The following is a 24,760-nucleotide window of genomic DNA, read 5'->3' as shown; positions in this document are numbered from 1 at the left end:
GACGGTCTCACAAGTGGTATAGGACTTGTTTTAAGAGGGAGTCTTCAATTACTGCATAAATATGACGAGACGTTTGCCCGTCCAGAAAGCTTCCAGCGGACTTCCAACTTAGCGAGAAAGAATTCGCAGGTCAAATGTGGGCTTAAGATAGATTCTTATCGAATTAATGATGTTTATTTGTTTGAAAAATAAGTGTTTTAATGCGTTTTTGCACTGTCGTGGGGCAACGCCGATCCCCACAGAAGTGTGAGCTGTCTCACTATAGTGCAACCCCTTAATCTCTGCACCATGCTAGTGCGGGGGTTAATGGCAGAATTTTATTCTATAAAATATTTCTTTGTTGATGTTTGTCACTGTTTTTCACCGCATTGTCATATTGCCGTTAACGGTTGCGCGACGATTAGAATAATTCATCAGAATTATAGTGAATTTATTTGCGTTTATGATGAATAGTTATGCCTGGTGGCGCCTTGCGGGGAAAGCGTTGATCTCTGTCATCGCGGGAAAAGCCGTTTCTTATTAGCATCGCGGCTTTGAACACAGAGAATCACCAAGATTATGCAGTTGCCGCAATTAGTCAATATGTTTGGCGCAGATCTCCAGCGCCGCTATGGCGAAAAGATCCATAAACTCACGCTGCACGGCGGATTCAGCTGCCCTAACCGCGACGGCACGTTGGGGCGCGGCGGCTGTACGTTTTGCAACGTCGCTTCGTTCGCCGATGAGGCGATGCAGCGGCAAAGTATCGCTGAACAGCTGGCGCAGCAGGCCGCGCGGGTCAACCGGGCGCGGCGCTATTTGGCCTATTTCCAGGCCTATACCAGCACCTATGCGGAGGTCGAACTGCTGGCGTCGATGTATCGGCAGGCGTTGGCGCAGAGCGAGATGGTCGGCCTGTGCGTCGGTACCCGGCCGGACTGCGTGCCGCCCGCCGCATTGGATCTGCTGACGGGGTATCGCGAGGAGGGTTATGAAGTGTGGCTGGAGCTGGGGCTGCAGACGGCGCACGATAAAACGCTCAAACGCATCAACCGCGGCCATGATTTCCGCTGCTATCAGCAGACCGCGCAACGGGCCCGGCAGCGCGGGCTGAAGGTGTGCTGCCATCTGATCGTCGGGCTGCCGGGAGAAAACCAGCGCGATCATCTGCTCACGCTGCAGCGGGTGGTGGCGTCCGGCGTGGATGGCATCAAGCTGCATCCGCTGCACGTCGTGACCGGCAGTACCCTGGCCCGCGCGTGGCGAGCCGGGCGTTTGCCCGACCTGGCGCTGGAGGACTACGCCGTCAGCGCCGGGGAGATGATCCGCCACACGCCTGGCGAGGTGGTGTATCACCGCCTGTCTGCCAGCGCCCGTCGGCCCACGCTGCTGGCGCCGCTGTGGTGCGAAAACCGCTGGAGCGGCATGCAGGCGGTGGGCGCTTATCTGCAGCAATACGGCGGGCAGGGCAGCGCGCTGGATGCCGCCCTGCGTTATTCACCGACGTTATAACTGCAGGTTGGTGCGTACCTCCGCGCGGGCGCGCTGCAAATCGGCCTGTAGCTGCGGGTTCGCCAACAGCCGTGCGGCGAGCGCCGTCGCCGCCAGCTTACCGCCTTCCAGATCGCTCGGATAGTGCACACCGGCAATCACCCGGCTTTGCGCATTGCTTGCCGCCCGTTCAAACAGCGCACTGCGTTTTTCCGGCACCATCTGCGCCAGCAGGATCGCCGTCAGGTAGCTGTCCATCGCGTGTCCGCTGGGGTAGGAATCGCCTTCCGGCGGTGGCAGCAGCGGTTTCACGCGGCGGTCGGCCTCATAGGGGCGCTGGCGACCATAGAAAGCTTTGGCGGGCATCAGGCTTTGTTCAAAGTCTTGATAGACCCGGCGGAACAGGGCGGCGGTGAGCGGATGGCGATCGACGGTGAACGTCGGGCCGAAGATATCGCGAGCGAAGGGGAAGGCGGCGTCTTCCAGGTGATCATCCCGCTTGGCCTTGGCGACTTGTTCCGCCGTACGGCCAGCCTGTATGGTCAGTACCGCCTGCAGATCCGCCCGATTCTGCGGCGTATCCGTTGAAGGCGGCGGCGGCAACAGCGTAGCGATTTGTTGTTGCTCCTCATTCAGATAGCCGGTCACGGTAGTGGTGGCCTTCAGGGGCAAAATAACGGTCAGAGACAGGACGAACAGGGTAGTGCGATAGATGGTTAACATGGTCAATCCTCACATCAGGGAAATGAGGAAGCCTGCCGGGCTGGCCACAACGCGGCTGCAGGTGAAAGTAAACCGCGGGATAACATCCTTTCCCTTACTTCAAGCCTCAAGGCTTCGCTATCCGTGTCTGCGAAAGCATTCGTCATGCACGGTGCATCATTAATATATTAACGTAAGGGTATTCTCAAGCGGCTGCGGTGTGGGGGGTGTCACATAAAAAGTCTTTTAGTTACAATTGATTAATCCCTAAGTATGAGCGGAACGATCAACGTGGTTTTTCATGGTTTCGGCGGCAATGAACCGCCCGTTGCACGCCAGACGCCGCTATTTTACGTTAGCAGGACTTGACTCTCAGACACAGCGGAAAAATTTACGGTATGATTCAAAAGATTGTGTCTGATGGGAGCCGCTATGAAGCAAATCCGGGTGTTGGCCCAGTACTACGTCGATTTAATGGTGAAACTGGGGTTGGTGCGCTTCTCGCTGCTGCTGGCCTCGGCGCTGGTGGTGCTGGCTATGGTGGTGCAGATGGCGGTGACCATGCTGCTGCGCGGCGAAGTGGAAAGCATCGACGTGGTGCGTTCGATCTTCTTCGGCCTGTTGATCACCCCGTGGGCGGTCTACTTCCTCTCGGTGGTGGTGGAGCAGCTGGAGGAATCGCGCCAGCGGCTGGCGCGGCTGGTGGACAAGCTGGAAGAGATGCGCCACCGCGATCTGGAGCTCAATCAGCAGCTCAAAGACAATATCAGCCAGCTGAACCAGGAGATCGCCGACCGTATCAAGGCGGAAGAAGAGCGCCTGCAGGTGATGGAGAAACTGACGGAAGAGATGGAACAGCGTGAACTGGCACAGATTGAGCTGGGCCAGCAATCGGCGCTGCTGCGTTCCTTCCTCGATGCCTCGCCGGATCTGGTCTACTACCGCAACGAAGACAAAGAATTTTCCGGCTGCAACCGCGCGATGGAGCTGCTGACCGGCAAGAGCGAGAAGCAGCTGATCGGCCTGACGCCGTTCGACGTCTACGGCCGGGAGATCGCCGAAAAGGTCATTGAGACCGACGAGAAGGTGTTCCGCCACAACGTCTCGCTGACCTACGAACAGTGGCTGGTGTATCCCGATGGCCGCAAGGCCTGTTTCGAGCTGCGCAAGGTGCCGTTTTACGACCGGGTGGGCAAACGCCACGGGCTGATGGGCTTCGGCCGCGATATTACCGAGCGTAAGCGCTACCAGGACGCGCTGGAGAACGCCAGCAGGGAGAAGACCACCTTTATCTCCACGATCAGCCACGAGCTGCGTACGCCGCTTAACGGCATCGTCGGCCTGAGCCGCATCCTGCTCGATACCGAGCTGAACGACGAGCAGCTGAAATACCTGAAGACCATTCACGTCAGCGCCATCACCCTCGGCAATATCTTCAACGACATTATCGAAATGGATAAGCTCGAGCGGCGCAAGGTGCAGCTCGACAACCAGCCGGTGGACTTCACCGGCTTCCTGGCGGATCTGGAGAACCTCTCCGGCCTGTTGGCGCAGCCGAAAGGGCTGCAGTTCATCATGGAGCCGCAGACGCCGCTGCCGCAGCAGATCGTGACCGACGGTACGCGCCTGCGGCAGATTTTGTGGAACCTGATCGGCAACGCGGTGAAATTCACCCAGCAGGGGCAAATCGTGGTGCGCGTGCGGCGCGAGGCGCAGGAGGAAAAGCTGGTGTTCGAGGTGGAAGACTCGGGCATGGGCATCCCGCAGGACGAGCAGGACAAGATCTTCGCCATGTATTACCAGGTGAAAGATCAGCGCGGCGGCCGTCCGGCCACCGGCACCGGCATCGGGCTGGCGGTCTCCAAGCGACTGGCGCAGAGCATGGGCGGCGACATCACCGTGCGCAGCGAACAGGGGCACGGTTCTTGCTTCACTCTGACCATCCAGGCGCCGGCGGTGCAGGAAGCCGCCAGCGCGGCGCCGGAGGAAGAGGAACTGCCGTTGCCGGCGCTGCACATCCTGCTGGTGGAGGATATCGAGCTGAACGTGATCGTGGCGCGCTCGGTGCTGGAGAAACTGGGCAACAGCGTCGAGGTGGCGATGAACGGCCACGACGCGCTGGCGATGTTCGATCCGGACGAGTTCGATTTGGTGCTGCTGGACATCCAGCTGCCGGACATGACCGGGCTGGACATCGCCCGGGCGCTGCGCGAACGCTACGCCGGGCAGGCGCTGCCGCCGCTGGTGGCCCTGACCGCCAACGTGCTGAAAGACAAAAAAGAGTACCTCGAGGCGGGCATGGACGATGTGCTGAGCAAGCCGCTGTCGGTGCCGGCGTTGACCCAGGTCATCAAACACTATTGGGATCATCAACCTTCTCACACTTCAAAGAAAACGGAGCACAAGGCGATGCAGATTAATGAGTCGTTACTCGATACCGCGATGCTGGAACAGTACATGGACCTGGTTGGCCCGCAGCTGATCCACCAAAGCCTGGAGATGTTCGAACAGATGATGCCGGGCTATCTGGCGGTGCTGGACTCCAACATGACGGCGCGCGATCAGAAAGGCATCACCGAGGAAGGGCACAAGATCAAAGGCGCCGCCGGTTCGGTCGGTCTGCGTCACCTGCAGCAGCTGGCGCAACAGATTCAAACGCCGACGCTGCCGGCCTGGTGGGATAACGTGCAGGATTGGGTGGATGAGTTGAAGCAAGAGTGGCGCAACGACGTGCAGGTACTGCGGGCTTGGGTAGAGAACGCTGAAAAAAAATGACCCCGACCTAAGCCGGGGTGCGCGAATATTGCGCCAACACCAGGGAAATTGTGAACCTGCGTATTGGTTTCAGTGTTCTGGTCGAGCAGGTTGTAGCGAATTCCTAAACATCATACAGCCAACAACATAGCAAATGTAAGCGCTCTTGTTAGAAGATTCATTAAAATGTGTGATGTAGATTAGTGTTTGTCAACTCCGAGCACGAACCAGTTGACAGCAGCGACAGGAGTAAGAGTGATGAAAAAGGTGGGTGTCGTCCTCAGCGGCAGCGGCGTTTATGACGGTACGGAGATCCATGAAGCGGTGCTGACGCTGCTGGCGTTGGACCGTGCCGGCGAGCAGGCGGTGTGCTTTGCGCCCGATAAACCACAATGCCATGTTATTAATCACTTATCAGGTGAGGAGATGGCGGAGTCGCGCAATGTTCTGATTGAGTCGGCGCGCATTGCCCGCGGCGCGGTGCAGCCGCTGGCGCTGGCGGACGCCGCGCAGCTGGATGCGCTGATCGTGCCCGGCGGCTTCGGCGCCGCCAAGAACCTCAGCAATTTCGCCGAAGCCGGCGCGGAATGTTGGGTCGATGAAGATTTGGCGCGTCTGACGCGCGAGATGCATAAGGCCGGCAAACCAATTGGCCTGATGTGCATCGCGCCGGCGCTGTTGCCGAAACTGCTGAATCAACAAGCGCGGCTGACCATTGGCAACGATCCGGACCTGGGAGAAGTGATTGACGCCATGGGCGGCGAGCCGGTGATTTGTCCGGTGGACGATATCGTGGTGGACAGCGAACACAAAGTCGTGACCACGCCGGCCTATATGCTGGCGCCGTCGATCGCGCAGGCGGCCCTCGGCATCGATAAGCTGGTGGCGCGGGTGCTGGAACTGGCTGAATGAGAAAATCGCTCGGCGGATGGCGGCGACTGCGCCCAGGGTATTGGCTGAAGCGCGGGGTCATCGCGATTCTCGGCCTGTGGGTGTTGGGCATTGCGGCCTTTGCCTTCCTGCCGGTGCCGTTTTCCGCCGTGATGGTGGAGCGGCAAGTCAGCGCCTGGCTGAGCGGCGACTTCGGCTACGTCGCCCATTCGGACTGGGTGTCGATGGACGACATCTCGCCGCAAATGGCGCTGGCGGTGATGGCGGCGGAGGATCAGAAGTTTCCAGACCATTGGGGCTTCGACGTGGCGGCCATTGAAAAGGCGCTCAGCCACAACGAGAAGCGCCCGACGCGCATCCGCGGCGCGTCCACGCTGTCGCAGCAAACCGCCAAGAACCTGTTTCTGTGGGATGGCCGCAGCTGGCTGCGCAAAGGGCTGGAGGCCGGATTGACGTCGGGCATCGAGCTGGTGTGGACCAAGCGGCGCATTCTGACGGTGTACCTGAACATCGTCGAGTTCGGCGACGGGGTGTTTGGCGTAGAGGAGGCATCACAACGCTTTTTCCATAAGCCGGCCAAACGGCTGACCGCGGCCGAAGCGGCGCTGCTGGCGGCGGTATTGCCGAATCCGCATCGCTTCAGGGCCGATGCGCCGTCCGGTTATGTGATACAGCGACAGCAGTGGATCATGCGCCAGATGCGGCAGCTGGGCGGGGAAGCGTTTTTAAGCGAGAACAAGCTGGATTAAACGGGCGGGAACGGCACGGCGCCGCTCCCGCCAGAACGGATTACTTCACATAGGTAAAGGCGGTGGTGACGTGCTTCACGCCGCTGACCTGGCTGGCGATCTGCGCCGCCGACTGTCCTTCCTGTTGGGTGACCAGGCCCAGCAAGAACACTTCGCCATTTTCGGTGGTGACCTTCACGTTGGACGATTTCACCGTATCGCTGGTGAGCAGCTGCGAACGCACCTTGGTGGTGATCCAGGTGTCGGAGGACGCGGTGCTCAGGCTGACCGGCGTGCCCTGACGGATTTCGTTATACACTTCGGTCGTGCCTTCCACGCCCATGGCGATCTGCTTGGCGCGCGCGGTGAGATCGGCGTTAGGCGACTGGCCGGTCAACAGCACTTTGCCCTGATAGGCGGTGGCGACCACCCGGGCGTCTTTCTTCAACTGCTGGTCTTTGCTCAGAGCGCTTTCGACCCTGGCTTCCAGCGTGCCGTCATCCACCTGGGTCCCGACGCTGCGCGGGTCGGTGGCGGTTTTGGTCGCGACGGCCGCACTGCCGACGACGACGCCGGCGATACAGCCTTGCAACAGCAGGGCGCTGGACAGCACTGCAAATGTGGCTTTTAGCTTCATCTCAGTTCCTTAATCGTCCTGGTGGGGGAATAACGTATTGTCTATCAGATCGCACAGGCAGTTTACGGTCAGCATATGCATTTCCTGAATGCGCGAGCTGCGGTGCGACGGGATGCGGATCTCGACATCCTGCTGGCCGAGCAGCCCGGCCAGCTCGCCGCCGTCGTAGCCGGTGAGCGCGACGATGGTCATATCGCGCGTGACGGCCGCCTCGACCGCTTTCACAATATCACGGCTGTTGCCGCGGGTGGAAATCGCCAGCAGCACGTCGCCGGTGTGCCCGAGCGCGCGCACCTGCTTGGCGTACACTTCGTCGTGCAGCCGATCGTTGCTGATCGCCGTCAGCACCACGTTGTCGGCGTTGAGGGCGATGGCCGGCAGGCTGGGGCGCTCGGTTTCAAAACGGTTGATCATGCTGGCGGCGAAGTGCTGCGCGTTGGCCGCCGAGGTGCCGTTGCCGCAGCACAGGATTTTGTTGCCGTTGAGTAAGGATTGAACCAGCGTCATCGCAGCGCGGGAAATGGCGTCCGGCAATGCTTCCGCCGCCGCGATCTGGGTTTGGATGCTTTCGGTAAAACAGACTTTAATTCTATCCAGCACGTTGTATTAATCCACTAAGTCAAAGGGCCGGTCTGCGCCGCAAAACCCCGATTAATCCGCATTGAAGGCGTTGGGTATCCATTCTAACTGGCTACCGGTAATGGCCAAAACATCAAAACGGCAAGATGATGTGTCAAAACTGGCTCCGCGCCCCGCCAGCCAGACGGCGGCGGCATGCAGCAACCGCTGTTGTTTGCGAAAGGTGACGCTGGCGGCCGCGCCGCCGAAGGCGTCGTTGCGGCGGTAGCGCACTTCGACGAACACCCAGGTGGCGCCGTCGCGCATGATGAGGTCGAGCTCACCGCCGCGTACCGCGACGTTGGCGGCGCAGAAGGTGAGCCCGGCGTGTTCCAGGTGACGGCGGGCCAGTAACTCATAGCCCGCCCCTGAGGCGCGTGGGTTCAAGAGACCGGAACGACCGTACCCTGACGGTATTGCAGCCAAGGCAGTTTGCGGTTGATCACGCAGTTCGGCGACGCGCTCAGCGTACCGGTGGTGCCGGAAACCTGGAAGCCCGGCAGCTGGCGCATTTCAGCAAAGTGGTTGGCCAATGTCCAGGCATCCATCCCCATCGCGTACAGGCGCACCAGCGAGTAGTCGTTACGGAAGCGCGCGCTGGCCTGCTGCAACAGCTGAGGATTTGAGCCGGCCAGCAGCGGGATGTCGCTGAACTGCAGGCCTTCCATTTCCAGGCGGAAGTCCGGGCCCGCACCGGCCTGATAGCTGCGCGAGCTGGCGTACATCGCCGGCTTGCCGCGCGAGCTGGTGGCCATGTCGATCATCGGTTTGATCAGCGTCAGCTGAGACTGGGTGGCGACGATATACACCGCGTCGACGCTGCCGTCGGTCGCAGCGGGCACGTCGCTCGGCGGTGCAGGAATGGTCAATCCGGCGATGGTCACGCTCTGCGGCGCCGGGGCGCTCGATATCGGCGTGCCGGTCATGCGGATGCCGCCGCTGTTGACCATCTGGCGCAGTTCGCCGGCGGAGCCGATGTCCTGACGCAGCACGGTTTGCCCGCCTTGCTTCTGCCATTCCTGGTTAAAGGCCTTGGCGACGCGATCGCCGAAGGCGCCGCGCGGCACCAGCAGCAGCGGTTGACGCTTCTGCTGTTCCCAGATGTGGCGTGCGGCGTCGCGCGCTTCATCTTCCGGCGATAGGGCAAAGTAACAGATGTTCAGGTTGTCCTTCGGCGTTTCCGGCTGGTTGAGCGCCAGCACGTTCAGCGTGGTGGTGCTGGCGGACAGCTGATCGACGTTCTCTTTCAGCAGCGGGCCGACCACCAGGGTGGCGCCATCCTGCTGCGCCTGGCTCAGCAAGGCGGCCAGCGGCTGGCTGGTGGTGTCGTACACTTTGACCTGTGCGTTAGCGGCCTGCAGCGGCGTTATCGGCGCACTGGACGGCGCCGCCGGTTGCGCGGCGGTCACCGCAGGCTGGCTCTCTTGCGCCGAAGGGCTGACCGCGCCGTTGGCGTTGATGTCACCCGCGGCGGCCTGGTCGGCCGGCGCCGTTGGGGCCTGCACGCTGGCTGGTTGCGCGGCTTGAGGCTGCGGCGCCGGCATGGAACCGCCGTTTTTCGCCGCTTCGAAGCCTTGTTGGATGGCGTCGGCGAACACTTTCGCCTGGCCGTTCAACGGCAGCAGCAGGGCGATTTTCGAGGTAGAGGCCTGGGTGAAGTTCAGCACCTGGTTCAGGCGAGCGGGCAGCGTTTTGGCCGCCGGGTTTTTCGGATAACGGTTCTGCCAGTCTTTGATGCCGGCCTTCAGCAGATCGGGATCCTGCTTGTTGTCCTGATAGACGCGCAGCAGATCCAGCCAGCCTTGCAGCACGTTCTCGTCGGCGTTGATCACCAGGCTGTTCATCTCCTGCGGCGTCAGCTGCAGCAGCGCCTGCCAGGTCTGATCCAGGTTTTCCTGGTGCGGTTTGCCGGTCAGCAACGGCTCTTGAGCGATATAGGCGCGGATCAAGGGCAGCGACGCTTTGCCCTGATTGGCGGCGATCTGCGCCTGGTAGTAGCGCACCTTCTGATTCGGCGACAGCGAAGCGCTGTCCAGATGGCCCAGCGTGCTGCGGGCGCTGACGTAGCTCTTGTTGGCGATCTGCAGTTCGGCGGTCAGCAACTGGCGTTCAGTCTGCTGCGCGCCGCTGAGATTTTTCGGCAGCTGATTCAACTGGTCGCCGGCCTGAGGCAGTTTTCCTTCACGCAGCAAGGCGCGAATAGCAAGTAATTGCCAGTCAGCCTTGTTATCATCGCTGCTTTGCTGCAACTGCTGCAGGTAGTAATCGGAGCTGGCGCTCGCTTCGTCCTGTATATTGGCGGGCGGCGTTTGCGGGGCCCGACTTGGACAGCCTGCCAGGAAAAGGGCGGCCGCGATGACTGCGGTAAGTCGGACAGGCTTGGAACGCCCTGCTTTGGTACGAACGAATGTTGAGGAAAGCATACTGTATCCAGTGATGTTTTTTTCAAGATGCTCAATATTAAATCGGCAACCCGGATGAAACAATGAATCAACACCAACAATCAGTCATTTCTGCATCAACGCTGTATGTGGTGCCCACCCCCATCGGCAATCTGGGCGATATCACTCACCGTGCGTTAGAGGTACTGAAAAGCGTTGATCTGATCGCGGCGGAAGACACGCGCCATACCGGATTGCTGCTGCAACACTTCGCGATCAACGCGCGTCTGTTCGCGCTGCATGACCACAACGAACAGCAAAAAGCCGATCAGCTGCTGGCGAAACTGCAGGAAGGCCAGAGCATCGCGCTGGTGTCCGACGCCGGCACGCCGCTGATCAACGATCCCGGTTATCACCTGGTGCGCCGCTGCCGCGAGGCCGGCATTCGCGTGGTGCCGCTGCCGGGCGCCTGCGCCGCCACCACCGCGCTGTGCGCTGCGGGCGTCGCTTCCGACCGCTTCTGCTACGAAGGCTTCCTGCCGGCGAAAACCAAGGGGCGCAAGGATACGCTGATGGCGCTGGCGGAGGAACCGCGCACGCTGATTTTCTACGAATCCACTCACCGTCTGCTGGAAAGCCTGCAGGACATGGTCACCGTCTGGGGCCCGCAGCGCTATGTGGTGCTGGCGCGCGAGCTGACCAAAACCTGGGAATCTATCCACGGCGCACCGGTGGGCGAACTGCTGGCGTGGGTGCAGGAAGATGAAGTGCGCCGCCGCGGCGAGATGGTGCTGATCGTCGAAGGCCACAAGGCGCAGGAGGATGCGCTGCCGCTCGAGGCGCTGCGCACGCTGGCGCTCCTGCAAAAAGAGCTGCCGCTGAAAAAGGCGGCGGCGCTGGCGGCCGAAATCCACGGCGTGAAGAAAAATGCGCTGTATAAGCACGCGCTGGAGCAACAACAGCCGTAAAGCGGTTGACCTGCCGCCGCCGCGACGCTACTATCCGCGCCGGAGTTGACCAGACAGTCGCCGCTTCATTGCCGTCCTCTTCGGGGAGACAGATGGAGGGGAGGAAAGTCCGGGCTCCATAGGGCAGGGTGCCAGGTAACGCCTGGGAGGCGCAAGCCTACGACTAGTGCAACAGAGAGCAAACCGCCGATGGCCCGCGCAAGCGGGATCAGGTAAGGGTGAAAGGGTGCGGTAAGAGCGCACCGCGCGGCTGGCAACAGTTCGTGGCACGGTAAACTCCACCCGGAGCAAGGCCAAATAGGGGTTCACATGGTACGGCCCGTACTGAACCCGGGTAGGCTGCTTGAGCCAGTGAGCGATTGCTGGCCTAGAGGAATGACTGTCCACGACAGAACCCGGCTTACCGGTCAACTCCCTCGACAAAAGAAAACCCCGCGCAACGTCAGTTGCGCGGGGTTTTTCGTTGTAAGCCTTAAACCACCTCCTAAGGAGGTGGTGATTGAACCTGTGAGGCTCTAGCCTGAAGGAAACCCATGCCGGAATATTCCAGCTTACTCACCACAAGTAAGAAGGAAATCACCAACATGGGTTTATACAGGAGTTCATCACATGTGTTCTGGCGTTGCAAATACCACCTGGTGTGGACGCCGAAGTATCGATTTAAAATCCTCCGCGACAAGGTGGGTAAAGAGCTCTACCGAACAATTTATATCCTCTGCAACATGAAGGACTGTGAAGTTCTTGAGCTAAATATTCAGCCAGATCATGTGCATCTGGTCGTGATAGTCCCCCCGAAGCTATCGATTTCGACGTTGATGGGCGTCCTGAAAGGACGCAGTGCAATCCGGCTTTACAATCGTTTTCCACATATACGAAAGAAGTTGTGGGGCAATCATTTTTGGGCAAGGGGATACTTTGTCGATACGGTAGGAGTAAACGAAGAAATTATCAGGCGATACGTGAGGCATCAGGATAAGAAGGACCAAGAGATCGAACAGCAGATGGAGTTGTTGCAGGATTAACTCGAAAATGGCCCCCTTTTAGGGGGCGTCGTGTAAAGCCACCTCCTCAGGAGGTGGTCTTTTACTTTCCGGCCGGTTTACACCGGCAGGTCAATCAGCAGCGCGCGCAGCGGCGTTTCGGCGCGGATCGTCAGGCGATTCTCCTCGCGCACGAAGGCGCCGTCGCCGCAGGTCAGGCGCTGCACTTCGTGGCGTTCGCCGGTGGCGGCGATGGTGCCGTGAATCGACTGCAAATAGGCGCGCGGCCCGTTAATCGTCAGCGTTTGCTCTTCGCCCGGCTGCAGAGCGAGATGGTGGATCCAGACCTGCTGGCGCAGCTGCAGGCTGCCCTGCGCGCCGTCCGGTGAGGCCAGCAGCAGGTTGCCCGCCGCCGGCAGCGTCAGGCGCTGCACCCGCTCGTTGCTGCGTTCCGGGCAGGCGTCCAGCCACAGCTGCAGGCGGGTCAGCGGCGTATCGCTGCTGACGTTCTGTTCGCTGTAGCTCAGGCCCGGCTGGGTGGCCAGCAGCAGCGCTTCGCCGGCTTTGGCGCGCGCGGCGTTGCCGTCGCTGTCGCGGTATTCCGCCTCGCCCTGCAGGATCAGGTTCAGGATATCCACGCTGGGATAGGTGCGCGGCTGGAACGACGCGCCCGGCGCCAGCACTTCCTGATTCAGCACCCGGAGCGACGCATAGCCCATCAGTTTGGGATCGAAGTAGTGACCAAAGGAAAAGGTGTAGCGAGCCTGCAGCCAACCAAAGTCAGCTTGCCCGCATTGTTGTGCTGTTCTGCATGTAATCATGGCAATCGGCTCTCTAAATTCATTATCCAAATGGTAAGCATCTGGACGTCGGATTGTTAGCCAGTTAATCTGGTCGGCATATTCAAATTTCCTGACAGAGGGATGTGATGGCCAGAGATCGGGCACTCACGCTTGAGGCGCTGAGAGTGATGGACGCGATCGACCGGCGCGGCAGCTTCGCCGCGGCCGCCGACGAATTGGGCCGGGTGCCGTCGGCGCTCAGCTACACCATGCAAAAATTGGAAGAAGAATTGGACGTGGTGCTGTTCGACCGCTCGGGCCACCGCACCAAGTTCACCAACGTGGGGCGCATGTTGCTGGAGCGCGGGCGGGTGCTGCTGGAAGCGGCTGACAAGCTGACCACCGACGCCGAGGCGCTGGCGCGCGGTTGGGAAACCCACCTGACCATCGTCAGCGAAGCGCTGTCACCGCCGAGCCTGCTGTTTCCGCTGGTGGACAAGCTGGCGCTGAAGGCCAACACCCAGGTGTCGATTTTCACCGAAGTGCTGGCGGGCGCCTGGGAGCGGCTGGAACAGGGGCGCGCCGACATCGTGATCGCGCCGGACATGCATTTTCGCGCGTCGTCGGAGATCAACACCCGCAAACTGTACAAGGTGATGAGCGTCTACGTCGCCGCGCCGGATCATCCTATCCACCAGGAGCCGGAGCCGCTGTCCGAGGTGACCCGCGTGAAGTACCGTGGCATCGCGGTGGCGGATACCGCCCGCGAGCGCCCGGTGTTGACCGTGCAGCTGCTGGATAAGCAGCAGCGTCTGACGGTGAGCACCATCGAAGACAAACGTCTGGCGCTGCTGGCCGGATTGGGGGTGGCGACCATGCCGTACCCGATGGTGGAAAAAGATATCGAGGCCGGACGGCTTCGCGTGGTGGGGCCGGAATACAGCCGCGAAGCCGACATCATCATGGCCTGGCGGCGCGACAGCATGGGGGAGGCGAAAGCCTGGTTCCTGCGCGAAATTCCGCGCCTGTTCGCGCAGCGCTAACGTCGGTGGCATGAGATCCCCTTGCCGGGCGGCAAGGGGATTTTTTTGCCTTAGCCGAAGAACCGATCGCGGCCGTGCGGCTCGTCCAGATCCTGCGCCGGCCCGATGGAAATGATGCCGTGCGGGTTGATGGTGGCGTGGCTGCGGTAGTAGTGGTTGCGAATGTGCGGCAGGCTGACCGTGTCGGCGATGCCCGGCATCTGGTAGATGTCGCGCAGGAAACCGTACAGGTTCAGGTAGTCGCTGATGCGGTGTTTATCGCACTTGAAGTGGGTGACGTACACCGGATCGAAGCGCACCAGCGTGGTCCACAGGCGCAGGTCGGCTTCGGTCAGCCGATCGCCGGTCAGGTAGCGGTGCTGCCCCAGGATTTGCTCCAGGCGCTCCAGCGCGTTGAAGACCCCGTTGACCGCTTCGTCATAGGCTTCCTGGCTGGTGGCGAAACCGGCCTTGTACACGCCGTTGTTCACTTGATCGTAAATCCAACCGTTCAGCTCATCGATTTTGCCGCGCAGCTCGGCCGGGTAGTAATCGCCCGCGCGGGCGCCCACGCCGTCAAACGCGCTGTTGAACATGCGGATGATGTCGGCGGATTCGTTGCTGACGATGGTTTGCCGCTGTTTATCCCACAGCACCGGCACGGTCACGCGCCCGCTGTAGTGCGGATCGGCCTGCAGGTAGATCTGATACAGGAAGTCGGCGTGATACAGCGGATCGCCGGTGGTTTCAGGAAAATCCTGGCCGAAGGTCCAGCCGTTTTCCAGCATCAGCGGGTGCACCACCGAGACCGGAATGATCTGCTCCAGCCCTTTCAGTTTGCGCATCAGCAGCGTGCGGTGCGCCCAGGGGCAGGCGAGAGAAACGTACAGGTGATAACGGCCGGCTTCGGCCTGGAAGCCGCCCACGCCGTGTTCGCCCGGCTGACCGTCGGCGGTCACCCAATTGCGAAACTGAGCGGTTGAACGTTTGAAACGGCCGCCGGTAGACTTCGTGTCATACCAGATGTCTTGCCAAACGCCATCGACGAGTTGTCCCATGGGAATCTCCTTGGTGTCCGAGTGAAAAGCGACAGGGCCCGGCATGCCGGGCCCTGAATGACAGTTTAGATTACCATTTCTTATTCAGAAGACGGTCGATGCTGAAGCCGCCCGGGCCTGCGACCGCCAACACGATGAAGCCGCCGGCGATGGTCAGGTTTTTCATGAACATCAGCTGGTTTACGCCTTCCGCAAAGTCAGTGTGGAACAGCAGCGCGGTCAGAATGGTGAAGCCGGCAGTGAACAGCGCTACGGTGCGGGTCAGGAAACCGAACAGGATCGCCAGACCGCCGCCAAATTCCAGCAGGATGGTCAGCGGCAGCAAGAAGCCAGGCACGCCCATCGATTGCATGTACTGTTGGGTACCGGCATAAGCGTCACCCATTTTGCCGTAGCCTGCCACGATAAACAGGATTGGCATCAGAATACGAGCAACCAGCAAACCTGTATCTTCTAATTTTTTCATCATCTACTCCAAAGTGTTTTTGTGCGCCTGTTCGGCGGTAGTCATATCAACGGGCGGTATATCGGGTCTCTCACCCTGTCCGGCCCATATCGTATTGATGGAGTGAATGTTAAGCGGGAAGTGCTCAGGTTGTTAGCAAGTAAAACTGTCGTAATTTTTCAAAAAATCTGAATCTTTAGCGTGCTAATAAACTGACGCTGGTCAGCAGGTTGCCCGGCCCTCGGGATAAGCAGCGCTGTTTTAGGGGGAAAACGAGGGCGGAGCAACAGGATGTTTGAAGGAAAAATGTGGGGCTTACTTGGCGGAGAAGGTCTTTTTAAACAGGCGGATAGCACTCCAGGCACCGAACGCGCGGCGCGACCAGCGGATCATCTTGCTGGGGTGGCGGATGCCGTACAGCGCCATGACGCTGGAACCGAGCACCAGATAGCGGCGCAGGCCAAACACCGTTTGCCAGCCGCGGTCGATGCGTTCGGTCTTCTCCAGCCACAGAGACTTGTGTTCGGCCAGATCCAGGCGTTGCTGCTGGATCTGGCGAATCAGCCTCTCTTTTTTCCATTCCAGGTAGCGGCGGCGGCTCATGGCTCGCGCTCCAGTTCGGCGCGGTCGAGTTCCAGCTGCTTGCGCGTGGCGCCGAGCAGCGTGGTGCGACGGGCCTTGACCAGCGTCCAGATGGTGCCGACCACGGCCAGGAACAGCAGCACGCCGGTCGTGGCGCCCAGCGCCACCAGCCGGTAGACCGGATCGATGGCCCAGAAGATCAGGATCAGCAGGCTCATCAAACCGAAGGCGGTGAACAGCAGCGTCATGCCGGCCATGATCAGCAGCTGAATGAGATTGACTTTCTCCTCTTCCAGCTCGACCACCGCCAGCCGGACACGGGTTTCCACCATGCCGACCAGGATCGTGATGATGCGCTGACCGATATCCAGGACCCCTTTAGCGGGGCCCTGCGCGCGCACTTGCGGTTGTTCAGCCATGATTAACGACGCGCGAGCAGCACGCCCAGCACGACGCCGACCGCCGCGCCGATACCGATGCCGGTCCACGGGTTGTCGCGCACGTAATCGTCGGCCTGACCGGCGATCTGTTTGGTTTGCGAAGCCAGCTTGTCACCGGCGTCGCTCAGGCGAGCGCGGGTCTCTTTCAGCGCGCCTTCCGCTTTCGAACGCAGCTTCTCCAGCTCGGCTTTCGGCTTGTCGGTGGAGGAGTTCAGCACTTCCTCGAGCGTATCGGCTAAGGACTTCAGTTCAGCGCGTAAGTTTTCTGCATTTGAATCATGTGCCATGTGATTATTCCTTAACGTTTATTTCGACAGACTTTTAACATAGCGGATTTTTTCGCCGGAGCAAAGGGGTGATGGCCAGCAGATAACTCCAGACATCAATTCCATATGCTTAAGAAATCCCGTGTGATGGGGCTCTCATCGATAAATCCGCTGGTGTAAAAAAATTATTCCGCCTGGGCGCGTTTCAACTCAGCCTGCGCTTCCGCCAGCTTTTGCTGCTTCTTGGCGACCTTGTCCAGCTTGCCGGTTTGCTGCGCTTCTTTCAGCTCCTGTCGGCGCTCGTCGACCTTACGCTGCTTTTCCGCGATATTTTTCTGGCGTTCGGCCTGCAGGCCGGCTTCGGTACAGTGAGTCTGCACTTCGCTCAGCGCTTTTTTCAGCCCGTCCACGCGGTGGGTGTTGCCGTGTTGGGTGGCGTAGTCGATTTGCTGCTGGATGTCTTGCGCTTTGGCGGCGCAGCCGCCCTCAGCGGCCGAAGCGAACGCCGGCAGCGTGCAGAGTGGCAACAGCAGTAACAGTGAGTGGCGTAATTTCATCTTTCAGTTCCTTTTCATGGGATGCCTGAACAGGCATCCGCTTTCCTGACTGCCGAAGGCAGCAGCGCGAGAGGAGGGCGTTCATCGCCGGCTGAAGTTACCCTTCAGCATAGTCATGAAACCGGCGTGCCCCCAAAGAATCAGCCGTGACTCGGTGCCGACTGATTAATTCTTGAGCTAATCGATGCGAATGAAAATGAAGATAATGGCAATGAAAGGAAACCCCTTCATATGAAGGGGGATTATCCCAGGTTGAGTGGGGAACGCGCAAATTCGCGTACCCAATGCGACGGCACGGGGGACTCGCTCAACGCGATGTGGTAACCGGGCGGTAGGATGGTTTGCAGCGCTTCGCGCGCCAGCAATTGCTGCTCCGGCGAATCCAGACGGATGACCAGGCCATCGCCTTCCGGCGTAATGCTTTTGATGCGGATGCCGCGCTCATCCAGGCGCTGGTAGACGTAAAAACCGTCGGGCAGCGACAGCCCTTGCTGGCTGGCGCGAATGCGCAGCTCGCTCTCGGTACGCACCATGCAGGGCACCAACAGCGTCGCCAACGCCAGCAGGGCGAGCGCGATCATCAAGACGTATTGCCAGCGCGGGCGCTTTGCTGTCACGCCCCTTTCCCCGGGTTCTGGCCGCTGGCGCGTTTCTTGCGCCACAGCACGATCAGCGAGCCGACCAGCCCGACCACCAGCAACACCAGCGGCAACATCATCAGGCAGAACATCAGCTGATCTTCATACTTGCGGAACACCGGGGTTTTTCCGAGGGCGAAGCCCAGCGTCGTCAGAATCAAGACCCACAGCAGGCCGCTCATCCAGTTGAAGAACTGGAAGCGTGCGTTGCTCAGGCCGGACAGGCCGGCGATGGTTGGCAGCAGGGTACGCACGAAGGCCAGGAAGCGGCCGACCAACAGGGCGGAAAGGCCGTGGCGGTGGAACAGGTTATGCGCACGCTGATGGTAGTGGGCCGGCAGATGCGAAAGCCAGCCTTGCACCGTTCGCGTATTGCCGAGCCATCGGCCCTGTATGTAACTGACCCAGCACCCCAGGCTGGCGGCGACGGTCAGGATAACGATGGTCAGCGGGAAGCCCATGGTGCCTTTGGCGATCAGTACGCCGACCAGGATCAGCAGGCTGTCGCCCGGCAGGAAAGCGGCCGGCAGCAGGCCGTTTTCCAAAAACAGGATCATGAACAGCAGGATGTAGAGGGTCCACACCAACGAAGGGTTCGCCAGCGTCTCAAAATCCTGCTGCCATAAGGCATGTATCAGTTCTTTAATGATGTCCATCCGGTGTTCCTAAAACGTCATTGTTTATTTTTATCTCAGCGGCGGAGCGGGCGTGGGCTGAAAGCGCGCGGCGATCCTAATGCTGATAACGATGAAACGGCGTTGCTTTAAGGTTTCTAAGCGGTGCGACACCGGTCATAGGTGGTAAGTCAGCGTGCCACGGTACTGCATATTGCTTTCTTTCCAGCCGGCCTGCCGGCTCTGTTGCCTGGAGGCGTCCAGCATCCAGTCGACCTGGGCAAGCCGGTTGGGGGCCGGGGTGTCCTGGCGGGGGAAACGAATTCGGTAGCCCGGCTCTGCGGCCAGGGTATAGACCGGTGCCGTCAGGGAGGACGCGAGCAGCGAACCGGGGAAAGAGTGCGCTCTGGGCAGCAGCAGCAGCAACTTGCCGGGGGCTTTGCGGTGCGCTTCGGCCGGTGCCCGATACACATGATCATAGGGGGAAAGCGCCGGCTCCGCCAGCAGCGGCAGGCTGCTCAGCGCGCTGGGAGTTGGCTTGGGTAACGCCACGCATAGCTGTTGGCCGGAGACCGAACCGGTCCAGCAGAAAACAGCAATCAGCATGGCAAACAACCAGCGCATTTATTCGCGTCCCGCCCCCGCAGCAATGGGTAAAAAAGTGGGCTAACTCTACCAAAATAGCACGATTGGCAACAGGGAAATCTACGTTGCCGACGGTGAAATAGTACACGGCAAACGGCGGTTCCGGCATCGATTCAGCGGATTTTACATTACCTGACATAAGCCGACGGTTTTTGACCGCTTGGGCTATTTCGGCTCGTGGCTCATGCCATCCAGATGCACCACCGGATTCTCGGCGAACAGGTAGCGGTCGGCGTTGTATTCGAAGTCGTCGCTGGTGGCGTTAAACAGCATCTGCTTGGTGTTTTCCAGGTGCTGCCACATCGCCAGTTTGGCGGCGTAAGGATCTTTGCGCATCAGCGCCTTGAGGATTTGATCGTGATCGTCGCACCAGCTGGCGATCGAACGTTCGTCGATATGCTCGTGCAGTTTTTTCCAGTAAGGGTTGTTGACCCGCTGCACCCACATTTTTTCTACGATGGTGGCCATGGCGGTGTTCTGGGTGGCCAGCGCCACCTGCACGTGGAACTTCAGATCCCACTGCGAGTCGCGGAAGCGATCCTCTTTGCGGGCGTGCTCCTGGATCTCCATCAGCTGCACGATATCTTGTTTGGTCACCTGGGTGGCGGCGAATTCGGCGATGTTGCTTTCGATCAGCTGGCGCGCCTGCAGCAGCTCAAACGGACCGGCGGTGGCGAACTCGATGCTGTCGCCCGGCACCACCAGGTGTTTTTGCTGGTTGGACACCACGTGGATCCCGGATCCCTTGCGCACGTCCACATAGCCTTCCACTTCCAGCATGATGATCGCTTCGCGCACCACGGTGCGGCTGACATTCATCTCTTCGGCGATGTATCGCTCGGCCGGCAGCTTGTCGCCTACCGGGTAGCGGCCGCTTTCGATACGTTGCTTAAGCTCGGCGGCCAGTTGCTGATACAGGCGTCTGGTTTCGGTGAATTCCATAGTGAATGCTCTATACGGTGCGGTGGGAGGGGGCGCGTGGCCATCGGATTTGTTATACCACTTATTCGGCACCGCTGCCAGAGGAGCAAAAGGCCCGGCGCGGCGGCCGGGCGGCGGGATCAGCTGCGCGCCGGGGCCGGCTGCAGCGCGGCAGGCAGCGCTTCGGCGGCCGGGCGGTTTTGCAGCACCGTCCAGATGACGATGGCGCCGAGAATGTCGAAGACCGACAGCGCGGCGAACAACGGGCTGAAGCCGAGGGTGTCCGCCAGGGCGCCGACCACCAGGGCGAACAGCGTGCTGGCGGTCCAGGCCGCCATGCCGGTCAGGCCGTTGGCGGTCGCCACCTCATTGCGGCCGAACACGTCGGAAGAGAGGGTGATCAGCGCGCCGGACAGCGCCTGATGGGCGAAGCCGCCGACGCACAGTAGCGCGATAGCCGCGTAAGGGCTGGTGAACAGGCCGATCATGCCGGGGCCGATCATCAGCACCGCCCCCATCGTCACCACCAGCTTGCGCGAGACGATCAGATTGACCTTGAAATATTTCTGGAACAGCGGCGGCAGGTAGCCGCCGACGATGCAGCCGAGATCGGCGAACAGCATCGGCATCCAGGCGAACATGGCGATCTCTTTCAGATTAAAGCCGTAGGCCTTGAACATGAACAGTGGGATCCAGGCGTTGAAGGTGCCCCAGGCCGGTTCCGCCAGAAAGCGCGGCAGCGCGATGCCCCAGAACTGGCGGTTGCGCACGATCTGCCAGGCGGACATCTTTTTGGCGTTTGAGGTCTGGTGCTGCGCTTCCTGGCCTTCGAGGATGTAACGGCGCTCTTCCTGGCTCAGTTTCTTCTGATCTTTCGGGTGCTTGTAGAACAGCAGCCAGCAGATGGCCCAGATCAGGCTCAGCACGCCGGTGATGATGAACGCCATCTCCCAGCTGTGCGCCACGATGGCCCACACCACCAGCGGCGGGGCGAGCATGCCGCCGATCGACGAACCGACGTTGAAATAGCCGACGGCGATCGAACGCTCTTTGGCCGGAAACCACTCGCTGCTGGCCTTCAGCCCGGCGGGGATCATCGCCGCCTCGGCCATGCCGACCGCGCCGCGCGCCAGCGCCAGCCCGCCCCAGCTGTTGGCCAGCGCGGTGCCCATACAGAACACCGCCCAAAGAATGGCGAACATGGCGTAACCGACCTTGGTGCCGAGCACGTCCAACACATAGCCCGCCACCGGCTGCATCACGGTGTAGCAGGCGGAATAGGCGGCGACGATATAGGAATACTGCTGGGTGGTGATGTGCAGCGTATCTTCCAGCGTCGGCGCCGCCACGGCGATGGCGTTGCGGGTCAGGTAACCCAGCACGGTGCCGATGGTCACCAGCCCGATCATGTACCAGCGTAACCCTTTAATTTTACGCATCCGAAATGTCTCCCCGTTTGAAGGTATGGCCGGCGATGCGGCTGGCGAGACAATAACCTGTCATACAGGTTTAAAAGTTGAGTGATATCACAAAAGGAATTATTCGCCTGAGCGATACTGTCGCCGGTGAAATAGGGCGTTTATGCCGCACATTTGCCGTAAAAACGAGCAAAAAAGGGATTGGAGGGCAGCAAAACGGCAGATGGCGGGAAAAATTTGCTGGACGATTGCTAAAATTGGTGTGATAACTTTTGTGATTCGATCCCTGTGCCCCACGGCAAGTAAGGTAAGGAGCCCGAGATGGCGACGTTTTTGAGCGAAGATTTCCTGCTGGACAGCGAATTTGCCCGGCGTTTGTACCATGACTACGCGGCGCAGCAGCCGATTTTCGATTACCACTGCCATTTGCCGCCGCAGCAGATCGCGGAGAATACCCGCTTCAGCAACCTGTACGATATCTGGCTGCGGGGCGATCACTATAAATGGCGGGCGATGCGCACCAACGGCGTGGCGGAGCGGCTGTGCACCGGCGATGCGGGCGATCGCGAGAAATTCGACGCCTGGGCCGCCACGGTGCCGCACACCATTGGTAACCCGCTCTATCACTGGACGCATCTGGAGCTGCGCCGGCCGTTCGGCATCACTGGAACGCTGCTGTCGCCGAGCACGGCGGATGAGATCTGGCAGCGCGGCAATGCGCTGCTGGCGCAGGATGAGTTTCGCGCGCGCGGCATCATGCGGCAGATGAACGTGAAAATGGTCGGTACCACCGACGATCCGATTGACGATCTGCGCCACCATCGGGCGATCGCCGACGATCATAGCTTCGATATCAAGGTGTTGCCGAGCTGGCGGCCGGACAAGGCCTTCACCATCGATGCGCCCGGCTTCAATGACTATCTGCGGCAGCTGGAGGCGGCGGCGGACATCGCCATCGGTCGCTTCAGCACGCTGTGTGACGCCCTGTACAAGCGTATGGATCACTTCGCCGCCCACGGCTGCAAGGTGGCCGACCATGCGCTGGACGTGGTGGTGTTCGGCGAAGCCGATGAAGCGACGCTGGATGCGATCCTGCTGCGTCGCCTGAACGGCGAGCTACCGACGCCGGAACAGAGTGCGCAGTTCAAAAGCGCGGTGCTGCTGTTCCTGGCCGGCGAATACCGGCGCCGCGGCTGGGTGCAGCAATATCACATCGGCGCGCTGCGCAATAACAACAGCCGCATGTTGGCCGCCGTCGGGCCGGATATCGGCTTCGACTCGATCAACGATCGGCCGCTGGCGGAGCCGCTGTCGCGGCTGCTGGATGCCCAGGCGCGGCAGGGCGGCCTGCCGAAAACCATTCTCTATTGCCTCAACCCGCGCGATAACGAAGTGATCGGCACCATGATCGGCAATTTTCAGGGGGAAGGCACGCCGGGCAAGATGCAGTTCGGCTCCGGCTGGTGGTTCAACGATCAGAAGGACGGCATGCAGCGCCAAATGACGCAGCTGGCCCAGCTCGGGCTGCTGAGCCGCTTCGTCGGCATGCTGACCGACAGTCGCAGCTTCCTGTCGTATACGCGCCATGAGTACTTCCGTCGCATCCTTTGCCAGATGATCGGCCGCTGGGTGGTGGACGGCGAAGCGCCGGCGGATATCGCGCTGCTGGGCGAGATGGTGAAAAACATCTGCTTCGACAACGCCAAAAACTATTTCGCCATAGAACTGGCGTAGCCGTTATCCGGGACCGGTTTATGCAAAGTACGATAAAGATTCACGAGCAGGATAACGTGGCGGTGGCGCTGCGCGATCTGGCTGCCGGAGAGCGCGTTGAGCTGGAAGGCGCGGTCATCCAACTGGCGCAGCCGGTGGCGCGCGGGCACAAGTTTGCGCTCGGCCCGATCGACGAGGGCGAAGACATCATCAAATATGGCCAGCCGATCGGCCATGCGCTCGCGGCCATTGCGCCTGGGGAGCATATTCATTCGCAAAACGTCAAAACCAACCTGAGCGATCTGGACAGCTACCGCTACCAGCCTCAGTTCCCGGCGCTGCCGCCGCAGGCGGCGGATCGCGAGGTGCAGCTGTACCGCCGGGCCAACGGCGAAGTGGGGATCCGCAACGAGCTGTGGATCGTGCCGACCGTCGGCTGCGTCAACGGTATCGCTCGCCAAATCCAGCAGCGCTTTTTGCAGCAAACACAGGCGGACGGGATCGACGGCGTGCATCTGTTCAGCCACCCGTTCGGCTGCTCGCAGCTGGGGCAGGATCATGCCAACACCCGCATCATGCTGCAGAACATGGCGCGCCATCCCAACGCCGGCGCGGTGCTGGTGATCGGGCTGGGGTGCGAGAACAATCAGGTGGATGCCTTTCGCGCCACGCTGGGGATGGCGGACGAGCGGCGGCTGCGCTTTATGGTGTGCCAACAGCAGGACGACGAGGTGGAGGCCGGGCTGGCGCTGTTGCACGAGCTGTACCGGGAGATGCGCCACGATCGCCGCGAACCGGGCCGCCTGAGCGAGCTGAAGTTCGGCCTGGAGTGCGGCGGTTCGGACGGATTGTCGGGTATCACCGCCAACCCGTTGCTGGGGCGCTTTTCCGATTATGCGATCGCCAACGGCGGCACCACGGTGCTGACCGAAGTGCCGGAGATGTTCGGCGCCGAGCGCATTCTGATGAGCCGCTGCCGCGATGGGGAGACCTTCGACAAAACCGTCGACATGATCAACGATTTCAAACGCTATTTTATCGCCCATCAACAGCCGATATACGAGAACCCGTCGCCGGGCAATAAGGCCGGCGGCATTACCACGCTGGAAGAGAAATCGCTCGGCTGCACCCAAAAAGCGGGCCTGAGCCTGGTGGTGGACGTGCTGAAGTACGGTGAGCGGCTGCGCGTGCCGGGGCTGAATTTGCTCAGCGCGCCGGGCAACGACGCGGTGGCGACCAGCGCGCTGGCCGGTGCCGGCTGCCATATGGTGCTGTTCAGCACCGGGCGCGGCACGCCGTACGGCGGCTTTGTGCCGACGGTGAAGCTGGCCACCAACAGCGAGCTGGCGACGAAGAAACCGCACTGGATCGATTTCGACGCCGGCGGCCTGATCCACGGCGTGGCAATGGAGACCTTGCTCAGCCGCTTCGTCGATCTGATCGTCGAGATCGCCAACGGCCGCCCGGCGCGTAATGAAACCAACGACTTTCGCGAGCTGGCGATCTTTAAAAGCGGGGTGACGCTGTAAA

Annotated in this window: 27 protein-coding genes and 1 other RNA gene; 11 read left to right on the top strand and 17 right to left on the bottom strand. The window is 60.5% G+C overall.

All coding sequences use genetic code 11. The features are described from left to right. Positions 1 to 558 precede the first annotated feature (558 nt). Entirely contained in the window at positions 559 to 1,491 is a 933-nt protein-coding gene (locus C3F38_RS24685) for a TIGR01212 family radical SAM protein (RefSeq protein ID WP_055312487.1), read from the top strand. Here C3F38_RS24685 and C3F38_RS24680 read toward each other — a convergent pair. Continuing rightward, positions 1,486 to 2,193, bottom strand: a complete 708-nt coding sequence (locus C3F38_RS24680; RefSeq protein ID WP_047729791.1) for a phosphatase PAP2 family protein — start codon at positions 2,191 to 2,193, stop codon at positions 1,486 to 1,488. The two genes, C3F38_RS24685 and C3F38_RS24680, sit on opposite strands and share 6 nt — an antisense overlap. Before the next feature lie 411 nt (positions 2,194 to 2,604). Between C3F38_RS24680 and arcB the strand changes: the two genes are divergently transcribed. The 3 genes from arcB (at position 2,605) to mtgA (ending at position 6,566) form a co-directional block, all read left to right on the top strand. Next, on the top strand, positions 2,605 to 4,947 hold the full coding sequence (gene arcB / locus C3F38_RS24675; RefSeq protein WP_055316828.1) for an aerobic respiration two-component sensor histidine kinase ArcB: 2,343 nt from the start codon (positions 2,605 to 2,607) through the stop codon (positions 4,945 to 4,947). A gap of 237 nt (positions 4,948 to 5,184) precedes the next feature. Beyond that, on the top strand, positions 5,185 to 5,838 hold the full coding sequence (elbB, locus tag C3F38_RS24670; RefSeq protein WP_047729793.1) for an isoprenoid biosynthesis glyoxalase ElbB: 654 nt from the start codon (positions 5,185 to 5,187) through the stop codon (positions 5,836 to 5,838). Continuing rightward, positions 5,835 to 6,566, top strand: a complete 732-nt coding sequence (gene mtgA, locus C3F38_RS24665; protein WP_047729794.1) for a monofunctional biosynthetic peptidoglycan transglycosylase — start codon at positions 5,835 to 5,837, stop codon at positions 6,564 to 6,566. The genes elbB and mtgA overlap by 4 nt, the downstream gene beginning before the upstream one ends. Before the next feature lie 40 nt (positions 6,567 to 6,606). Here mtgA and dolP read toward each other — a convergent pair whose 3' ends face one another. Genes dolP through C3F38_RS24645 form a run of 4 tightly spaced genes read right to left on the bottom strand, consistent with a single transcriptional unit; the run spans position 6,607 to position 10,223 of the window. Further along, the gene (dolP, locus tag C3F38_RS24660) at positions 6,607 to 7,182 is read right to left on the bottom strand and encodes a division/outer membrane stress-associated lipid-binding lipoprotein (protein WP_004937101.1); all 576 of its coding nucleotides are present in this window, start codon (positions 7,180 to 7,182) and stop codon (positions 6,607 to 6,609) included. A 9-nt stretch (positions 7,183 to 7,191) separates the two neighbouring features. After that, on the bottom strand, positions 7,192 to 7,782 hold the full coding sequence (diaA, locus tag C3F38_RS24655) for a DnaA initiator-associating protein DiaA (RefSeq protein WP_004937103.1): 591 nt from the start codon (positions 7,780 to 7,782) through the stop codon (positions 7,192 to 7,194). 51 nt (positions 7,783 to 7,833) lie between these two features. Continuing rightward, complete coding sequence (locus C3F38_RS24650) at positions 7,834 to 8,187, bottom strand: YraN family protein (protein ID WP_094300729.1); 354 nt, start codon at positions 8,185 to 8,187, stop codon at positions 7,834 to 7,836. Continuing rightward, positions 8,184 to 10,223 carry a penicillin-binding protein activator gene (locus C3F38_RS24645; protein ID WP_047729795.1) on the bottom strand — a complete coding sequence of 680 codons (2,040 nt, stop codon included), beginning with the start codon at positions 10,221 to 10,223 and terminating at the stop codon, positions 8,184 to 8,186. The genes C3F38_RS24650 and C3F38_RS24645 overlap by 4 nt, the downstream gene beginning before the upstream one ends. 62 nt (positions 10,224 to 10,285) lie before the next feature. Between C3F38_RS24645 and rsmI the strand changes: the two genes are divergently transcribed. From rsmI to tnpA, 3 genes are all read left to right on the top strand, one after another. Continuing rightward, positions 10,286 to 11,149, top strand: coding sequence for a 16S rRNA (cytidine(1402)-2'-O)-methyltransferase (gene rsmI / locus C3F38_RS24640; protein WP_004937108.1), 864 nt, complete (start codon positions 10,286 to 10,288; stop codon positions 11,147 to 11,149). A 41-nt stretch (positions 11,150 to 11,190) separates the two neighbouring features. Next, positions 11,191 to 11,568: RNase P RNA component class A (rnpB, locus tag C3F38_RS24635), an RNA gene on the top strand. A gap of 165 nt (positions 11,569 to 11,733) precedes the next feature. After that, entirely contained in the window at positions 11,734 to 12,171 is a 438-nt protein-coding gene (tnpA, locus tag C3F38_RS24630; protein ID WP_038874510.1) for an IS200/IS605 family transposase, read from the top strand. 77 nt (positions 12,172 to 12,248) lie between these two features. Here tnpA and C3F38_RS24625 read toward each other — a convergent pair whose 3' ends face one another. Beyond that, positions 12,249 to 12,950: a pirin family protein gene (locus C3F38_RS24625; protein ID WP_055317492.1), complete on the bottom strand. Its 702-nt coding sequence runs from the start codon at positions 12,948 to 12,950 to the stop codon at positions 12,249 to 12,251. Between the two features lie 107 nt (positions 12,951 to 13,057). On the opposite strand from C3F38_RS24625, the gene C3F38_RS24620 reads away from it, so the two are divergent. Continuing rightward, positions 13,058 to 13,954 carry a LysR family transcriptional regulator gene (locus tag C3F38_RS24620; RefSeq protein WP_004937113.1) on the top strand — a complete coding sequence of 299 codons (897 nt, stop codon included), beginning with the start codon at positions 13,058 to 13,060 and terminating at the stop codon, positions 13,952 to 13,954. 50 nt (positions 13,955 to 14,004) lie between these two features. On the opposite strand, the gene C3F38_RS24615 is transcribed toward C3F38_RS24620, so the two are convergent. The 11 genes from C3F38_RS24615 to C3F38_RS24565 all read right to left on the bottom strand — a co-directional run bounded on the left by C3F38_RS24615 (position 14,005) and on the right by C3F38_RS24565 (position 21,538). Next, positions 14,005 to 14,991: a glutathione S-transferase family protein gene (locus tag C3F38_RS24615; protein ID WP_055317493.1), complete on the bottom strand. Its 987-nt coding sequence runs from the start codon at positions 14,989 to 14,991 to the stop codon at positions 14,005 to 14,007. Between the two features lie 70 nt (positions 14,992 to 15,061). Next, positions 15,062 to 15,457 carry a DoxX family protein gene (locus C3F38_RS24610; RefSeq protein ID WP_004937119.1) on the bottom strand — a complete coding sequence of 132 codons (396 nt, stop codon included), beginning with the start codon at positions 15,455 to 15,457 and terminating at the stop codon, positions 15,062 to 15,064. A 294-nt stretch (positions 15,458 to 15,751) separates the two neighbouring features. Next, the gene (locus tag C3F38_RS24605; RefSeq protein ID WP_004937121.1) at positions 15,752 to 16,039 is read right to left on the bottom strand and encodes a YqjK-like family protein; all 288 of its coding nucleotides are present in this window, start codon (positions 16,037 to 16,039) and stop codon (positions 15,752 to 15,754) included. Beyond that, the gene (locus C3F38_RS24600; protein WP_038879587.1) at positions 16,036 to 16,437 is read right to left on the bottom strand and encodes a phage holin family protein; all 402 of its coding nucleotides are present in this window, start codon (positions 16,435 to 16,437) and stop codon (positions 16,036 to 16,038) included. Before C3F38_RS24600 ends, C3F38_RS24605 begins: the two co-directional genes overlap by 4 nt. A gap of 2 nt (positions 16,438 to 16,439) precedes the next feature. After that, positions 16,440 to 16,745, bottom strand: coding sequence for a YqjD family protein (locus C3F38_RS24595; RefSeq protein WP_004937125.1), 306 nt, complete (start codon positions 16,743 to 16,745; stop codon positions 16,440 to 16,442). Positions 16,746 to 16,909: 164 nt separating this feature from the next. Further along, positions 16,910 to 17,281 carry a DUF1090 domain-containing protein gene (locus C3F38_RS24590; protein ID WP_038879584.1) on the bottom strand — a complete coding sequence of 124 codons (372 nt, stop codon included), beginning with the start codon at positions 17,279 to 17,281 and terminating at the stop codon, positions 16,910 to 16,912. A 242-nt stretch (positions 17,282 to 17,523) separates the two neighbouring features. Continuing rightward, a complete protein-coding gene (gene mzrA / locus C3F38_RS24585) occupies positions 17,524 to 17,898 on the bottom strand; it encodes an EnvZ/OmpR regulon moderator MzrA (protein WP_004937130.1) in 375 nt (124 codons plus the stop codon). Then, a complete protein-coding gene (locus C3F38_RS24580; protein WP_033644523.1) occupies positions 17,895 to 18,575 on the bottom strand; it encodes a DedA family protein in 681 nt (226 codons plus the stop codon). The genes mzrA and C3F38_RS24580 overlap by 4 nt, the downstream gene beginning before the upstream one ends. A gap of 135 nt (positions 18,576 to 18,710) precedes the next feature. Continuing rightward, entirely contained in the window at positions 18,711 to 19,157 is a 447-nt protein-coding gene (locus tag C3F38_RS24575; protein ID WP_055317494.1) for a hypothetical protein, read from the bottom strand. 186 nt (positions 19,158 to 19,343) lie between these two features. Continuing rightward, positions 19,344 to 20,120: a transcriptional regulator ExuR gene (gene exuR / locus C3F38_RS24570; RefSeq protein ID WP_038879576.1), complete on the bottom strand. Its 777-nt coding sequence runs from the start codon at positions 20,118 to 20,120 to the stop codon at positions 19,344 to 19,346. 119 nt (positions 20,121 to 20,239) lie between these two features. Continuing rightward, positions 20,240 to 21,538: an MFS transporter gene (locus C3F38_RS24565; RefSeq protein WP_055317495.1), complete on the bottom strand. Its 1,299-nt coding sequence runs from the start codon at positions 21,536 to 21,538 to the stop codon at positions 20,240 to 20,242. A 77-nt stretch (positions 21,539 to 21,615) separates the two neighbouring features. On the opposite strand from C3F38_RS24565, the gene C3F38_RS26320 reads away from it, so the two are divergent. From C3F38_RS26320 to C3F38_RS24555, 3 genes are read left to right on the top strand one after another with little or no spacing between them, the layout of a single operon-like run. Continuing rightward, on the top strand, positions 21,616 to 21,783 hold the full coding sequence (locus tag C3F38_RS26320) for a hypothetical protein (RefSeq protein WP_154235531.1): 168 nt from the start codon (positions 21,616 to 21,618) through the stop codon (positions 21,781 to 21,783). A gap of 55 nt (positions 21,784 to 21,838) precedes the next feature. Continuing rightward, on the top strand, positions 21,839 to 23,251 hold the full coding sequence (uxaC, locus tag C3F38_RS24560) for a glucuronate isomerase (protein ID WP_038879570.1): 1,413 nt from the start codon (positions 21,839 to 21,841) through the stop codon (positions 23,249 to 23,251). A gap of 20 nt (positions 23,252 to 23,271) precedes the next feature. Then, on the top strand, positions 23,272 to 24,759 hold the full coding sequence (locus tag C3F38_RS24555) for a UxaA family hydrolase (RefSeq protein ID WP_055317496.1): 1,488 nt from the start codon (positions 23,272 to 23,274) through the stop codon (positions 24,757 to 24,759). The last annotated feature ends 1 nt before the right edge of the window (position 24,760 follow it).

This window comes from Serratia sp. SSNIH1 (assembly GCF_002935055.1).
GTDB lineage: Bacteria > Pseudomonadota > Gammaproteobacteria > Enterobacterales > Enterobacteriaceae > Serratia > Serratia nevei.
This window is presented reverse-complemented; position numbering and strand designations above follow the sequence as displayed.